This window comes from Enterococcus crotali (assembly GCF_000633635.1).
Classification (GTDB): domain Bacteria; phylum Bacillota; class Bacilli; order Lactobacillales; family Enterococcaceae; genus Enterococcus_L; species Enterococcus_L crotali.
The window spans coordinates 487,899-504,343 of record NZ_AYPQ01000001.1 but is presented as its reverse complement, the minus strand read 5'-3'; the positions used below and the strand labels follow the sequence as shown (position 1 = coordinate 504,343).

Genomic DNA, 16,445 nt, shown 5'->3' with positions numbered 1-16,445 from the left:
TCTTTGGATAGTTCGTATTTTCAAACACCTATGCTAATTTACACTATCTATTTATAAAAGTCAAAGGTAAATGCCGAAAAACACTAGAATTACTATTCAATGTTCGGATTTAGAGAGATTTGCTTTTTACATGGCTGTTACTTTCTCTTGCACACTTGATTGCTCCACTACCTTTTCGCTTGGTAACAGACGATTCAATAGTATTGCTGCAATCGATGCTGTCGCTACAGATGAGCCAAATAGATATTGTAAAAATTGAGGTAATGATTGAATAAATTCTTTGGGGATTAAAGTCAAAGCCAAGGTTAAAATCATTGGGATTGCAATTACATACATTTCTTTTTCGCTAATATCAACTTCCTTAATCACTTTGATTCCGCTGATTGAAATAATTCCACAAACAATCACAAATACACCACCGATTACTGGAGAAGGAATTGAAGAAATCAATGTAGATAATTTGCCTGATAACCCAAATACCACAAACCAAGCACCTGCCGCCACAAAGACCTTTTTACTGGCAACACCTGTGATCGAGATGATTCCGGCATTTGTCGAATATCCAGTAACAGGCGTTGTCCCAAGCATGGATGAAATGAAACAGCCGATTCCTTCACCAACTACTCCTCGATTGATGTTCTCATCTGTCAAAGGCTCCTCACAAACATTACTGACCGCAAACCACGTACCAGTTGTTTCTGCCATTAAAACGATGTAAATAATGATCATTGTCAAAATAGAAGATAAATCAAATGAAAAATGAAAATCAACAAACGGAACGCTTGGAACGCTGATCAATTGCGCCTTTGATACTTGTGATAAATCTAATATACCCATAAATTGTGCCGCTAAACAGCCAATAACCAGTGCTAAAATAACTGAAGAAATTCGGAAGATCCGTCCTTTCCCAGGAAAACGAGAACCAATCATTGCAAACAAAACAAGCGAAGATGCAGCAATCACGGCTAGTAAAATATTTTGTCCTAAATCTCCAGATGCTGTAAAAACGTTATCACTCAAAGCAACTGGCATCAAAGACAAACCGACGATAAAAATAATCGTACCGCCCACAATCGGCGGGACAAAGGTTTTGATCAAACGATTAAATATACCTGTTAAGCCCAAAATGATGACTAATAAAGCCCCAATTAAACTCGCTCCTAAAACCGTTCCCCAGCCATTACCACTTTGGTTATTGGCAAAATAAATACCTGCAACAGCACCAATCGGGATAAAAGAAGGTCCTTGTGCTACGGGAAGTTTCATACAAAAATACGATTGAATGATCGTAGCAATTCCTGCCGCAATAAAAGTCGATTGGATCAATGCAGAAGATTCTTTTGTCGTCAATCCGATGATCGATGCAATAATGAATGGGACCACATATACATCCATTGCCAATACATGTTGAATTCCTAATAATGCTGATTGTCCGATTGATAAGTCATCATTTGGTCCTACTGTTAATTTTGATGCTTTCACTTGATTTTCGATCATTTTATTTTTGCACCTCTAGCTCTTTCCAATTTTTATCATGCACTTTTTTGCCTTGAACCCAGACTTCATCAATACTTTCAGGACGCGATAGGTAAAGAATTTTTTGAAAAAGAGTCATCAACGGTTCTTCATCTGAAAAAAGTGGTAATGCTTTGGTGTTAATAATTTGAACATCCCAAATATAATCGACAGCTAGTTTACCAATAGGCAGACTCAATGATTCACCACCACCTGCAGTTGCTAGATAAAAAGCTTCATTTAATGTAATACTTGACCCTGAAACACCTCGTTTTTCACTACAACAGTCCTTGTCGACACCATCATTCAGCATTCTAGAGGACATGACTGCCTGTCTAATATTATCAAATAAGCTTGGAGAAAAGCCTCCAGAAATGTCACTGCCTAGACCTACTTCTACTTGATGTTCATTGAGTAGTCTGGCAATTGGTGTCACCGCATTTCCAAAGTACGCATTAGAAATTGGACAATGGGCAACAGCCGTCCCTTTTTTAGCAAATAACTTCATATCATCCTCTGAAAGAAATCCGCAATGAGCCATAACAGATTTTTCTGTGATCAACCCAAAATCATTTAAAGCTAGAGCATCATTTTTACCAAACCGCTCTTGAACAAACGTATGTGCCCAATCGCTTTCACTACAATGAGATTGGATGTGAATATCATATTTAGCGGCTAATACGCCTAAACCTTCCAGCGAATCATCTGTACAACTTGGAATAAATCGAGGTGTCACGACTGGATAAACACCTTGTGGAGTTTGTTTGTTCAACTCAAGTACTTCTTGAATAAATAATTCTGTCTCCAAAAGAGCTGTCGCAGCAGAACGATCACGATAATAATCAGGATTTTGTTCTGGATCATCCATTACAACTTTTCCAACTAAGCCTCTTTGACCTTTCTCACTACAGATTTCTGCTAATTTTAAGCTAGCTTCACGATGAACGGTCGCAAAATACAACGCAGTCGTTGTGCCGTTTTTTATTAATTGTGACACTAGATTCGAATATACTTGTTCTGCAAATTGTACATCAGAAAATTTAGCTTCAAGCGGAAAAGTATAGGTATTGAGCCATTCATACAAAGGCAGATCCAGGGCCGTCCCTGCTTGCGCCCATTGCGGCGCATGAATATGAAGATCGATGAATCCGGGTAAGATATATTGACCTTGTGCTAATTCCTTAAATTTATTTTTTGATATATATTCGTTGATAGTTGCTTCGTATTCTTTTTGTTCCGGTGAAATAATTTCGGCGATTATTCCTGTTTCAGAGATACAAAACAGTGAGTTCTCAAAAACTTTTACATGTTTTGAGTCGGTACTAGAAAATGCGGTTCCTTTTATAACTAATTTAAACAAAATAAAGACTCCTCTCATAACGATTCAAAAACATTATATACAATAATTCGTATTTAATCTATATTTTTACTAAAAAACATTTAAAAAAGTATATTGAAGATGAAAACACGAACATTAAACAAATAACCACTCGAACGACCAATGTTTTCAATCATTCAAAAAAAATAGAGCCCAGGACAAAACTAAACATTAGTTTTGTCCTGGGCTCTAAATCCAAATAAACGGCGTGATCAGAAGCAAACTCACCCAAAATTCAAAATAAATCCTTCTAATCCAACTTACTTTATACAATAAACACGTGGAAGCTTTAAAGTATGGTCAGCTTAAGTCCAAATATTTTTTCTTATAATTTCTTTTTGAGCAGAATACCCAGCAGCTTTTGTCATGGAGATTTTTTCCTGGACAAGCCTCTTTCTGCCCTTTAATGTTCTAGAATATACCAATTCACTTTGAACAGAAAAATAATGATTGACGCTCTGTTGATATAATTCAGCGGTTTGTTTGTTCCGTGCAAAAAATTCAGGTACTCCTACGATCTTACCGCTTCCCATATCAACAAAGTAACGAGGACTCTGAATTTCAGAAAGAACCTCTCCCATAGCAGCGTGGAATAAATTCTCCTCTTGATAACTAGCTTGAGCAAGATAGCAAAGACATTCCTGATCAGAGGCTTCAATAGTCACACGATTGATGGCATCAGGATCAATTACATTCATTTTTATGAAGGTTTGAATTATGCTAAGCGCAAAATATCGAATTTGCTTGATTTCTTTTTGCCATATTTTTTTTCGCCAATACTCTGAGGCTACTGCTTTAATTTTTTCCTCATTGAGCAAACATAACACCGCCGCGCCATCTATCCCTAAAACAAAAGTTCCTACAACCGGAGTAACAGCTGTAACAAACATACCAGTTAGGGTTAAAACGGATACACCGATCCAGGAATATAGCGTTTTTCTAGCTGGAGCGAGCTTGATTTTTTGCTTTAGGATCAACGATTTGTCACTAGCATCAAGCTGCTTTTGATCTTTCCGAATAATAAAAGGCATCGTTAAATGACTCCCTTTTTCTAACGCTAACGCCCAAAGTGCAGGAAGCTGTTTACGTTCTCCACTCCAATAAAGCATTTCTTGATTATAAATAGCAATCTCTTTCCCCGATCGAACACTCAATAAGTTAAATCGATCTACTCCGCTTTCAACTACTGGCTGAGTTGCAAATGTTAATCCACAGACATAGCCCATTCGCTTCATGATTCGATTGACGTCAATTTGTTTTTCGTATTCAAGATCAGGAAGTACCACAGCTAAATGCCAAATATTGGTTGACTTCCCTTTTCCATCAATGCGCAACCCTCGTCCTCTTAATTGTTGTGTTTGAACGAAAGAAACGGATTGGTTTGCTAAAATAATCGTATTGATAGCCGGACAATCCCAACCTTCTCCAAGCAGACTGCTTGTTCCTACCAGTAGTTGGATCGTTTGTTCATTCACTAATTGCGTCAAAATTGCTAATGCTTGCGCACGCTTTTGCTCATTTGGATAAATAAGCATATATGCATTAAAGTATGGGTGTTCACTAGATTTGCTAGCAACTTGAGAAAAAAACTGAGCCAACGCTTTAGGAACAATTAAGAACTCACCACAAATAGCAGCTAAAGCTAGTTCTTCTTTAAAATAAGGCACTAAGCTGTCAAAAATGGGGACCAATCCATAATCCAAATCACCATTTTTCCCTAAAAGTACTTCCTTTTTTATAAAATCTGTCAAAACTAATCCTGAAAGTTGCTTACCTAATTTTTCATATTCACAAAGTAAAATACGAACAATTGCTTCTTTTTTTTCGACTGGCGCCCGATTTAAAATATTCTCAGAGAAGGCTGGAAATAATTGCAGTCTTCTTTGAGCGACCCATCCTTGTTTCTCTAAGTAATCAAATAACAACAACTCAGGTGTTTGCTCATACAGATATTCCAATAAATCAATCATATGCTGTTTTTCAAACACTGGAAACGAAATCTTTTCACCTTGAGACTTAGTGACGCCTAATAGTAGCCAATGTTCAGCAGTCATTTGATACCCATGCATGTGCAAAAATATCAATGCACTCAAATAAACTTCAAATGATTGATATATAAATTCTTCCTCAACTTGCGGTTGTTGAATAAATGACTGCTCCAGTAAATAGTCAGCAATTTCATCACTTGCAACAATTGTTTCTACCACTTGCGCCTGCTGCTCTATAAATCGCTCGTAACGCTCCACGATCCCCTTAGGTGCTGAAATAAGATAAAGGTAATCTTGATGGGGAGCTAGTACTTGCTCTTTCACTAACTGAGGAATACTTATTTCTTCATCGATTGGGCCATTTAAAAGCTGATATTGCTGCCATTCCTGCAAATTCGCATCGTATGGCGGTGTTGCAGTTAAAGAAACAGTTACCAGTCCGGGTGTCTTTGCTTTTAACTGAAGCAAAAGTTCTCCCCAACTCTTTTTCAGGTGATGGGCTTCATCTAAGACTAAAACAGCTATTTTTTCTTTTTGGAAAAATTCGGATTGATCGCGTAAGCGACTGTATACCGTTTGATAGGTTTCAACAGTCATTTCTTTTGGCTTGTCAATTGAGTCAGAGAGTTTTGTCAGATCGGTCTTTTCTTTCAAAAAAACAGTTTGGATAGTCTCGAGCCACTGTTGTTTTAACACAAGAGAAGGCACCAAAATCAATGTCTTACGATCCAATTGACGCACGATTTCAATGCCTAAGTAGGTTTTCCCTGAACCTGGCGGCGCAACGAGATGAATTGAATTATTTGACTTATATTTTGCTAAGCGATCAATCAACTGCTTTTGATATTTTCGCCAATTTACGTTTTTATCTGTTAAAATCGTCATATATTTCTGCTTGACCTACCTTTACTTTTCACGTTCCAAACGATCGATTTTCTCATGAAGTTCAGCGATTGTTTGTTTTAGTTCATCATGCATTGTATCATGTTTTTTATGTAAAGTAGATAAACTATGGTGAATCAGTGTACCACTTCCAGCCGCTAAAGACGCGCCTAGAGCACTTAGCACGTTGGTATAATTACCCAATATCAACTGAACATTGGCTGAGGGTTGGACATTTTTTAATAGCGGAATCCACAATGTTAAAACAGCAAAAACAACTAGATAGAAAAAAAGAAAGAGATAAATGAATATTGAGACTTTACTCGATAATAATGCTGGAATTTGTTCTAAAAATTGATTAATTTTTTTCATGTTCTGATAAGCTCCTCTTTTGATTCCCGTATTAGAGATACTCCCTTTATTATGGTTGATTGCAAAATAAAAGTAAACTACAATTCTTTTTACTTGTGACTTACATTGATGTTTTAAAAAAAACGCTTTAAAAGAGCATCTCTGCCTTTGGTTTCTAGATGATGTTAGGTTATACTTAAAGAAGAATCATACTTATTAGGAGGCAACTAACTATGCTGAAAATCGAACGAATCCAAACTGGCGTAATCCAAGAAAATTGTTACCTAGTTTATAACGAGTCAAGCTTATTAATCATCGATCCAGGTGCTGAATCAGAAAAAATAGCACACTTAATTGAGAAAACGGGAAAAAAACCTATTGCGATTTTATTGACGCATACTCATTATGACCATATCGGAGCAGTCGAAACCTTGCGTCATCAATATAAAATACCCGTCTACGTTAGTCCATTAGAGCAAGAATGGTTAACAAATCCTATTCTTAACCTATCCGGCTTAGGACGCCATGATGATATTGCTGATATCATCGTTCAACCTGCAGAAGTAGAATTTGAATTAAAAGAATATGACTTAGACGGGATCAGATTTTCTGTCGTACCAACACCAGGTCACTCAATCGGAAGTGTCAGCTTTATTTTTGATGATTTTGTTGTCACAGGAGATGCTTTATTCAAAGGCAGCATCGGCAGAACTGATTTACACACAGGGGATTTGGAACAACTGCTGCACAGCATTCGCACATATTTGTTTACTTTACCAGAAGAATTCCCAGCTTATCCTGGTCATGGCGATGCTACAACGATCGAGCATGAAAAGAAAACCAATCCTTTTTTCAACTAGTATCACCTATCTTCTTTCGTAAAAGAATCGAACAGAACCGTGTCAAAATAAGACACGAACATATTTTTTATACCATTTAGCGTTTAAATTTAGGAGGAACGTTTATGAATAAACCTACAACACTTTATATTATCCGTCATGGTAAAACAATGTTCAACACGATTGGTAGAACTCAAGGTTGGTCAGATACCCCTTTGACTAAAGAAGGGGAAGAAGTCATTCATTATTTAGGTCTTGGTTTAAAAGAGGTTGATTTTGAAGAAGCCTATTCTAGTGATAGCGGACGTGCAATGCAGACCGCTCGCATTATTCTACAAGAGCATCAAGACGGTGCCGCTATTCCCTACGGCACTGACAGTCGCATCCGAGAATGGTGTTTTGGTTCTTTAGATGGTGGTTACGATGGTGAACTTTGGGGTGTCGTTCCTAGAATTTTAGCCTTTAATAACTATGAAGATATGATGACAAACAGAATTAGTTACAAAGATTTAGCTGATGCCATTATCGCTGCAGATACTGCCAATTGGGCTGAACCTTACGAAAAAATCCGTGAGCGAGTTTGGAGTGGATTTGAAGATATGGCTCATCGACGAGAGCAAAACGGCGGTGGCAATGTGATGATCGTCTCTCACGGCCTGACAATTTCATTTTTATTGTCCTTGATCGACACAAGTTTGCCAATGCAGATTGGATTAGAAAACGGCAGTGTGACCAAGCTGATTTATGAAAATGGGCACTTTACGATCGATACTGTTAACGATACTCATTACATCGATAACGGACGTGCTATTTCATTCGATCATTAATTTAAGAGTGTCATGAAAACAAAAGAAAGGATGCGGCCAAATAATGGACTCATCCTTTCTTTTTTATCGTTTCATTCAACTCTTTTTTTACAATTTCAACAGCGCCTTTAGAATGTTGAATTTTTTCTAGTATTTTATCGTAATTTTTAGCTGCATAGGCAAAAAACAAAACATCTACCACATAAAGCTGAGCTGTTAAAGAAACAGTCGCAGCACTTCGTAATGGTGCTTCTTCTCCTGCAGGCGTCAGCAGCAAGACCGAGCTTTTGCGTGCTAGAGGTGAAGTTGGATTAGCTGTTAGCCCGATTACTGGCATCCCTTTTTCGATTGCTAGGTCTGCTAATGCATTTGTTTCTTGATTCGTACCTGAACTTGAAATCCCGATAAAAGTCCCTTCTAAACTATTTGTTCCAATAGCTGAAGCGAACAAATGATGATCCATAGTAAAAAATACGTTTAGCCCAAGTCTAGTAAATTTCTGATAAATATCTTGAGCCACGAGCGAAGAAGCGCCCAAACCGTAAACAAAAATAATCCCAGTCTTTTCTAATTGCTCAACTGCTAAATCCACCGCTTCATCTTCTAGATGTTCATTCGTGCGTTCCAGTACATGAACTAATCGATACTGAAGTTTCTCTTTAATCGCACTTGTCGTTTCACCCTTTTCGACTTCTGTATACATTTGGGTATCAACAGTGCCCAGATTTGCTGAAAGCAACAGCTTTAAATCAGTAAAACCGCTAACTTCAATCGAGCGACAAAAGCGAATGATCGCAGCGGGACTGGAACCTGATTTTTTAGCCAATTCTTGTGCACTTAAGTTAATGACTTCACTTGTATTATTTAAAATATAATCTGCCACTTTTTGTTCGGATCCTGGTAAATGTTTTAGGTGGTCTTGAATCGTTAAAATAATATTTTGCTGCATTCTTCACCAATCCTTTTCTCTGCTAAAACCATTTGATTCTCGTTATAATTAAATTTCGCTGATTCAGTGAGTTGTTCCTTCATTATAACGAAAAAGAAACAGAAAAGAAATGCATTCGTTAAATATGAATATCCTCTGTTGACAGCCTAAATAACTGGTTGTCTATGTAAATCAGAAAATGCCATAGACTAAATGCTAATTGTTTCCTTATAAAAAGGCTGTTATTGCTCTTGTAAGTCTTTTGGAACACCAAAGAAAAAGGTAATGATAAAACCGCCGGCATATCCAGCTAATAAGCCTAAAATATAAGCCAACCACTGATTATTAGTGATTAATGGAATCAAAGCAATACCACTTGGACCAATTGCCATTGAGCCTACGTTTCCAAAAAAACCGATTACTGCTCCACCGATTCCACCACCGACACAAGCTGTAATAAATGGACGTCCCAATGGTAATGTTACGCCATAAATCAAGGGTTCACCAATTCCTAGTATACCAACTGGCAACGCGCCTTTGATCATCTCAACTAGTTGAGTATCTTTTTTACAGCGAATCCATAATGCGAGCGCAGCACCCACTTGACCTGCTCCAGCCATTGCAAAAATCGGCAACAATAATGTCATGCTAGTTTGAGCGATCATCTCAATATGGATTGGTATTAGTATTTGATGTAGACCAAACATGACCATTGGTAGAAAGGTTGCACCTAAAATAAATCCAGCAAGCAGACCACCTTTTGCTAACACAACATTGATAATATCTATGAGACCATTTGAAATAAAACCTGCAACAGGCATGATTAAAAAAATTGTGATCAAGCCGATTACAAGTAACGAAACGGTTGGCGTAAGAATACTATCGATCGAATCAGGAATCACTTTATGCAGTTTTTTTTCAATCAATGAAAGAAGCCAAACGGCAAAGATCACCCCAATAATCCCTCCTTGTCCTGCCGATAATGTACCACCAGTCAAAACATTTGGCAGTGGCGTTTCACTATTCATTCCAGTCAGCATCGTCACTGCACCAATCACGCCGCCAAGAGCAGGCGTTGCACCAAATTCACTTGCACTATTGATGCCTGTATATAACGCGAGGTAGGCAAAAATACCATTTTTAATGATGTTCAGTATATCGATATACTGCTGCCAGAAATCTCCAATCGTCCCTGCAACTAATAAATTTGCCATTACAGTAGCAATCCCTCCAATCACTCCAGCTCCGATAAATGCTGGGATCATTGGTACAAAAATATTAGATATTGATTTTAAAACGACTTTATATCTAGCGTTACTTTTATTTTTTTCTTCCTGTGCCGCTTTAACTTGCGCCGCTTTTTCTTCCACTAATTGTTTGCCTGTCAGCTCAGTCTGAGTCTTCTCATGAACCGGAAACTGTTCACCTAGCTTTACACCTACACTATCGACCATTTCTTGTGCCACTTTATTCACTGTTCCAGGACCGATAACCACTTGCAGCGTATCATCTTCTACTACACCCAATACACCATCAATCTTTTTTAAAGCTTCCAACTTCACTTTATCATAATCACGAATATCCATGCGCACCCGAGTCATGCAGTGTCGTATCTTCAATACATTGCCTTGACCGCCAACTTCTTCGTATATTTCCCTGGCTAAACGCTTGATGTTATCTTCCGTCATGATGATCCTCCTCTCGTTTTTTTAAAGGGTATTTTTTATGAAATGATTTCCTTGAATTAATTTTTCCGTCGCTTCTTCTTTTGTAACGTTTGTCAGTAGCATTACTATTGCCAATTTCACATTTCCATCTGCTTGGATAAAGAAATCTGTCGCTGTTTCATACTCACAATTCGTAGCTTCCATGATAATTCGTTTGGAACGCTCTACTAATTTTTCATTCGTTGCTTTCACGTCCACCATCAAATTGTTGTATACTTTACCGATACCGATCATTGAAAGGGTCGACAGCATATTTAAGATCAACTTTTGCGCAGTTCCAGACTTCAAGCGCGTGGACCCTGTTAGAAATTCCGGCCCTACATCGACTTCGATCGGCATTTTGGCATAGCGGCTGATTTCTGCTTCCTTATTACAAGAAATAGATGCTGTTACGGCCTTGATTGAATCAGCATAAACCAATCCGCCAATCACATACGGCGTCCGTCCGCTTGCAGCAATCCCAACAACTACATCTTTATCTGTTAGATTTAATTTTATTAAGTCTTGTCGTCCTAGCGCTTTAGAATCTTCTGCTCCCTCAACTGCAATCGTCAACGCTTTTTGACCACCAGCAATCAACCCTTGAACCATTTCAGGTGATACACCAAATGTTGGTACACATTCTGCCGCATCCAGCACACCTAAGCGACCGCTCGTTCCAGCTCCCATATAAATCAAACGTCCTCCTTGATTAAAGGCATCAATGATTGCCTTGACAACCAATTCTATTTCAGGCAATACTTTCTTTACTGCTAATGCCACTTTCTGATCTTCCTGATTCATTTTGATCAATGCTTCTTTGATTGTTAGTTCATCCAAGTTCATCGTCTCTTGATTTCTGCGTTCAGTTGTTAGTTTATCTAAGTTCATTTTAGAAAGTTCCCTTCTCTATCAGTTTAAAAATCTTATCAGCTTTGATTCATTTTGTTTTAGCTTTTGCCTGTATAATACTGTATTGCCTTTCGGAATGTGCAAGGAAGTAAAAATCCCATTAGGTCGAATAATACTTATCTCTTGACTATAGTACAGTATTCCTTGGTCTCTCTTAATTCGTTTCCATTATAAACTAATCGAAACATTATTTCAAATAAAGTAAATATTGATAAATTAAATTGAAATTAATTTTCATAGATGAGAAATAAAAAAAGTAAGGAAAGTACTTTTCCCTTACTTTTGAATATAAAAAATCAGCAAATCAAGCTTCAGCAATTCCAACTTCTTCTCCAGCAGTAACTGGTCCCACTTTATTAAGCTTAACGTTTTTTACACTGTCCATGTTAGTGATCACAACAACCATATCAATCGCTTTCCCTGCAGCTTTGATTGCATCTAAGTCTACTTTGGCAATCAATGTTTCTTGTGTTACTTTGGTGCCTTCGCTTACTTTTATATCAAATGGTTCTCCATTCAATTCAACTGTGTCGATCCCCATATGAAGTAAAATTTCCAGTCCATTTGCCATTTTCATTCCTACAGCATGTTTTGTCTGAAAAACACTTAACACTTCTCCGACAATCGGTGAATAAATATCGCCTGACTCTGGTATAACTGCAAATCCATCACCCATCATTTTTTGTGAAAAAACAGGATCATTAACTTCACTAATCGGAATCAAATTTCCCGTTGTTACCGCATATAACATTTCATTTAACTGCACCGGTTCCTTCTTTTTCAAAAATCCAAACATTGTTTTCTCCTCCAATTTTCACGAATAGTAATAGTATAGAAAATTCTTCGAATAATTACAACACTTGAGATACTAGATTCTAAAATTTTCTAATGCAAATCAAAAGTTAGTTGGTTTTTCTCAGACTAAAAGGTATACTATTAGTGATTTATTATTTTATGCTGGAAAGGATTGAATCTATGCTTTTATCAAATTTATGGAAAGCAATTATTCTAGGAATCATCGAGGGAGTGACTGAATGGCTCCCAATTAGTAGTACTGGACATTTAATCTTAGTCGATGAATTTATTAAAATGAACCTCAGCAAAGATTTTATGGAAATGTTCAATGTTGTCATCCAGCTTGGTGCGATTATGGCGGTTGTCGTTCTTTATTTTCATAAGCTAAACCCATTCTCCCCACAAAAAGATCAAACTGAAAAAAAGGATACCTGGATTTTATGGTCAAAAGTAGTCGTTGCTTGTGCGCCAGCTGCAATCATTGGCATTCCTTTAGATGACTGGTTAGAAGCAAAATTCCATAATTTCTTTACAGTATCCTTGATGCTGATCGTTTATGGGATAGCTTTTGTTGTGATTGAAAAAAGAAATCGCGATCGCAAACCAAAATGTACAGATTTGAGGGATTTCACCTATAAAGCAGCAGCGATTGTTGGTTTCTTTCAAGTATTGTCCCTTATTCCAGGAACATCACGCTCAGGCGCAACTATTCTGGGGGCAATCATCATCGGAGCATCACGGTTCGTTGCAACGGAATTTTCTTTTTTCCTTGGAATTCCTGTAATGTTCGGTGCAAGTTTTTTAAAAATTGTAAAATTCGTTATGAAAGGAAATTCATTTGGTTTTGATGAAATAATTATTCTACTCACAGGTTCTATTGTAGCGTTTTTCGTTTCAATCATCGTGATAAAATTCTTATTGAACTACTTAAAACGAAACGATTTCACAGCGTTTGGCTGGTATCGAATTGTACTCGGTGTTTTACTTATTAGTTATTGGCTTTTTTCATAATTATTTTTAAGAGGATAACAAATAACACTTAAATTTTTTACTGACCTAAAGAGAACTTTTTAAGTTTTCTCTAGGTTATTTTTTTGTACTTATATAAATCACGTGGCACATTTTTTTGAAGTAGGCATGCTTCTATTTCGTCTTTATATTGATAATGATTATCGTTCTTATTTAGAATAAGTCTATTTTAAAAAAACAAATAACTCAATATTCAAAAGGTTTAATCTAATTGATAACTACTATCGTTCTCATTTAGAATAATTAATTATCAATTAGATTCCAAATGTGCTATGCTCTTTATAAGGAGTGATATCAATGAAACTTTCAGAAGAAAAAAAAGCGCTACTAGCCACAGTTTTATGTTTGGTATTTATGATTGTAGGATTTATTTTGGAAAAAACCGGTGTATTTTTTTATCCGATCAGCTTCATTTTAGCCATTCTTTTTGGTGGATTCAAACAAACAAAAGAAGGACTACTTGATACCTTTGAAAATAAGCATCTAAATGTTGATTTACTTATGGCTTTGGCCGCAATCGGTGCTTGTATCATCGGAAATTGGTTTGAAGGAGCCATGCTGACCTTTATCTTCTGTCTTAGTGGTGCGCTGGAAGAATACACAACGAATAAAAGTAAAAAAGAAATCTCAAGTTTAATGAACTTGCAGCCAGAGACAGCTTTTTTGCTTGATGAGTTAGGCAAAACAACTGAAGTAGCTGTCACTGAATTACAAATTGGCGATAACCTGCTTGTACCAAAAGGGGCACGCATCCCAATCGATGGCATTTTAACTAAAGGGGCATCTACCTTTGACGAAGCCGCTATTACAGGAGAGTCCATTCCTGTTGAAAAAGGAATGGAAGAACAGTTATTCGGCGGAACAATCAATTTAGGTGAAGCTATAACAATGACCGTTAACAAAAATAGTGAGGATACTTTATTTGCTAAAATCATTCGTCTCGTTGACGAAGCACAAAATACACCTTCACAAACAGCAACTTTTATTGAAAAATTAGAAAATATCTATGTAAAAGTCGTTTTGATTGCTATTCCTATGATGATTTTGATCCCATACTTTTTTTTAGACTGGTCATGGAATGAGAGCTTTTATAGAGGAATGGTCCTACTCGTTGTTGCTTCGCCTTGCGCTTTAGTAGCCTCAGCAACGCCTGCAACCTTAGCTGCTATTTCTAATGGGGCAAGAAATGGGGTCTTATTTAAAGGTGGTGTTTATTTAGAAAATTTGGCTTCATTAAAAGCAATTGCCTTTGATAAAACGGGCACCTTGACTCGTGGGGTTCCTGTTGTTACAGATGCTGTTTTTCTAAAAAATAAACAAGAAGGCTTAAATATTCTCTTAGCGATGGAAAGACAATCCACACATCCTTTGGCTCAAGCGATCATTAGTCGTTTTGATGATGAAAGCACCGAAATATATACCCACATAGAAGTAAAAAATATTATTGGCTTTGGCATGGAAACAACGATTGATTCAGTTACTTGGTCTGTTGGAAAAGGTGCATTCAATAACCAGGCGATCCTTTCAAATAACATTCAAGCTGAGATCAATCAACTACAAACAGACGGAAAAACAGTGATCTATCTCTCGAAAAATCAAGAAGTTATCGCCTATTTTGGATTATTGGATGTACCTAAACCGGAAGCAAAAAAAGTGCTTAATTATTTTAAACAAGCTGGCATCCATACAACTATGATTACCGGTGATCATGAAAAGACAGCGGCAGCAGTGGCCGCCGAACTAGAAGTGGATGAACTTTTCGCAAATTGTTTACCTGAGGACAAAACAAAGCTGATCAAGGAACAAAAAGAAACTTTTGGTGTAAACGTTATGGTCGGTGACGGAGTTAATGACGCTCCAGCCCTAGCCAATGCAGCAATTGGAGTAGCAATGGGAGAAGGAACTGATATTGCGATGGATGTAGCTGATATCGTTTTAATACAAAATGATTTGGAGAAATTACAAATGAGTCACCTACTTTCAAAAAAACTGAAGCGAATCGTGACTCAAAATATTGCTTTTTCTGCTGGCATCATCATTCTATTGATTTTATCTAATTTCTTTCAGATCATCAATTTACCGCTTGGCGTTATAGGTCATGAAGGAAGTACAATTCTCGTTATTCTAAACGGTTTGAGAATGCTAAAATCAATTCCAACCGAAAAATTCTCACCAAGCAACTATTCATCCCAAACAGCAGAAAGCATTTGATTGAAAAAAGAAGCTCGAAGAGGTTGGACAAGAGTGTTTAACTACAAGAACTAAGTAGTTGCTAGGAAACACAGTTCTTGCCTGTTTCATTCGTAAAAGTTAAGGAGATCCAAAGGTTGTGTAGTGTTTGCTTTTACTCTAACGGTTTATTCGGAATCTAAAACCGAATAAACGGTGAGATCAGAAGCAACCCCTTCGGAAATAAGCTGAGATTCACAAAAATTTGAAGAGCAATTTTCGTGAATCTCTTCTTATTTCTCGGGGTTAAACACTTCTGACCCAACCTCACTTCGGTCTCAGAAAATAGAGCAATCTCTACACCAGCTAGTTCATATGATTCATTTCTTATAGTTGTTTAAACGCCCATTATTTTAGTTAAAATTTTCTTTATTTAATCCCATTCTTCTAAAAATTCTTTTAAAAAAGTGTTCAAAAATTGTTGCCGTTTTTCTCCGATTTCTTTGGCATATTCCGTATTAAGACTATCTTTGAGTAGCAGTATTTTTTCATAGAAATGGTTGATGACTGTGCTCTCTTTTCGGTACTCTGCTTTTGATTTCAGGTTTCTTGGCTTTATTTTAGGATCATAAATGGGGTTTCCTTTGCTCCCACCATAATAAATCGTTCGGGCAATCCCAATTGCTCCCATAGCATCTAAACGATCTGCATCTTGGACTATTTGCCCTTCTATTGACAGCTTTTCTGCCGTTCCATTCAATTCTTGGCTAAAAGACAGGTTCTGGATAATGTGGATGATCTGATTGATTTCATCCTCAGTTAAGTGAAGATCATGCAGAAAGTTTTTCAACTCCTGATAGGCTTGTTCAGGATCCAAAAACAGTTTATCATCCACATTATCATGAAGATAGGCTGCAGCTGTAACTAAAAAAAGATCGCAGTCTTCAGTTTTGGCAATTTTATTTGCTAAACGTACGACCCTATTTATGTGATCCATTCCGTGCCCAGTTTGATCTTGCCCCATTTTTGCTTCAGTAAAGCTCTTGATTGCTTCGATTTTATGACTATGCATCCTGACTCCTCCAAAATACAAATATAGGTTGAGACAATTCTAGAATCATCTCAACCGTTTATTTTCTTACTTTTA

General features: G+C 37.1%; 13 protein-coding genes. 4 read left to right on the top strand and 9 right to left on the bottom strand.

The window, feature by feature from the left end; translation table 11 throughout:
* Positions 1-126: 126 nt before the first annotated feature.
* The 4 genes from V192_RS0102415 to V192_RS0102400 form a co-directional block, all read right to left on the bottom strand.
* Complete coding sequence (locus tag V192_RS0102415; protein ID WP_025868786.1) at positions 127-1,497, bottom strand: uracil-xanthine permease family protein; 1,371 nt, start codon at positions 1,495-1,497, stop codon at positions 127-129.
* Position 1,498: 1 nt separating this feature from the next.
* Complete coding sequence (gene guaD, locus V192_RS0102410) at positions 1,499-2,875, bottom strand: guanine deaminase (RefSeq protein WP_025868785.1); 1,377 nt, start codon at positions 2,873-2,875, stop codon at positions 1,499-1,501.
* 323 nt (positions 2,876-3,198) lie between these two features.
* Entirely contained in the window at positions 3,199-5,766 is a 2,568-nt protein-coding gene (locus V192_RS0102405) for a DEAD/DEAH box helicase family protein (protein ID WP_025868784.1), read from the bottom strand.
* A 21-nt stretch (positions 5,767-5,787) separates the two neighbouring features.
* Positions 5,788-6,135 (bottom strand): coiled-coil domain-containing protein, encoded by a 348-nt coding sequence (locus V192_RS0102400; protein WP_025868783.1) that lies wholly within the window; start codon positions 6,133-6,135, stop codon positions 5,788-5,790.
* A gap of 212 nt (positions 6,136-6,347) precedes the next feature.
* Here V192_RS0102400 and V192_RS0102395 point away from each other — a divergent pair, with 212 nt between their 5' ends.
* On the top strand, positions 6,348-6,974 hold the full coding sequence (locus V192_RS0102395) for an MBL fold metallo-hydrolase (RefSeq protein WP_029948088.1): 627 nt from the start codon (positions 6,348-6,350) through the stop codon (positions 6,972-6,974).
* 104 nt (positions 6,975-7,078) lie between these two features.
* Entirely contained in the window at positions 7,079-7,780 is a 702-nt protein-coding gene (locus V192_RS0102390; protein ID WP_025868781.1) for a histidine phosphatase family protein, read from the top strand.
* A 49-nt stretch (positions 7,781-7,829) separates the two neighbouring features.
* On the opposite strand, the gene V192_RS0102385 is transcribed toward V192_RS0102390, so the two are convergent.
* The 4 genes from V192_RS0102385 to V192_RS0102370 form a co-directional block, all read right to left on the bottom strand.
* Positions 7,830-8,708 carry a MurR/RpiR family transcriptional regulator gene (locus V192_RS0102385; protein ID WP_025868780.1) on the bottom strand — a complete coding sequence of 293 codons (879 nt, stop codon included), beginning with the start codon at positions 8,706-8,708 and terminating at the stop codon, positions 7,830-7,832.
* A 221-nt stretch (positions 8,709-8,929) separates the two neighbouring features.
* A complete protein-coding gene (locus V192_RS0102380; protein ID WP_025868779.1) occupies positions 8,930-10,375 on the bottom strand; it encodes a PTS transporter subunit EIIC in 1,446 nt (481 codons plus the stop codon).
* A gap of 21 nt (positions 10,376-10,396) precedes the next feature.
* Positions 10,397-11,284: an N-acetylmuramic acid 6-phosphate etherase gene (murQ, locus tag V192_RS0102375; RefSeq protein ID WP_025868778.1), complete on the bottom strand. Its 888-nt coding sequence runs from the start codon at positions 11,282-11,284 to the stop codon at positions 10,397-10,399.
* 325 nt (positions 11,285-11,609) lie between these two features.
* Positions 11,610-12,101 carry a PTS sugar transporter subunit IIA gene (locus V192_RS0102370; RefSeq protein ID WP_025868777.1) on the bottom strand — a complete coding sequence of 164 codons (492 nt, stop codon included), beginning with the start codon at positions 12,099-12,101 and terminating at the stop codon, positions 11,610-11,612.
* Between the two features lie 179 nt (positions 12,102-12,280).
* Here V192_RS0102370 and V192_RS0102365 point away from each other — a divergent pair, with 179 nt between their 5' ends.
* Both V192_RS0102365 and V192_RS0102360 read left to right on the top strand, forming a co-directional pair.
* Positions 12,281-13,111, top strand: coding sequence for an undecaprenyl-diphosphate phosphatase (locus tag V192_RS0102365; RefSeq protein ID WP_025868776.1), 831 nt, complete (start codon positions 12,281-12,283; stop codon positions 13,109-13,111).
* Between the two features lie 315 nt (positions 13,112-13,426).
* Entirely contained in the window at positions 13,427-15,340 is a 1,914-nt protein-coding gene (locus V192_RS0102360; protein ID WP_025868775.1) for a heavy metal translocating P-type ATPase, read from the top strand.
* Between the two features lie 391 nt (positions 15,341-15,731).
* Here V192_RS0102360 and V192_RS0102355 read toward each other — a convergent pair whose 3' ends face one another.
* Complete coding sequence (locus V192_RS0102355) at positions 15,732-16,370, bottom strand: HD domain-containing protein (protein ID WP_025868774.1); 639 nt, start codon at positions 16,368-16,370, stop codon at positions 15,732-15,734.
* Positions 16,371-16,445: the final 75 nt, after the last annotated feature.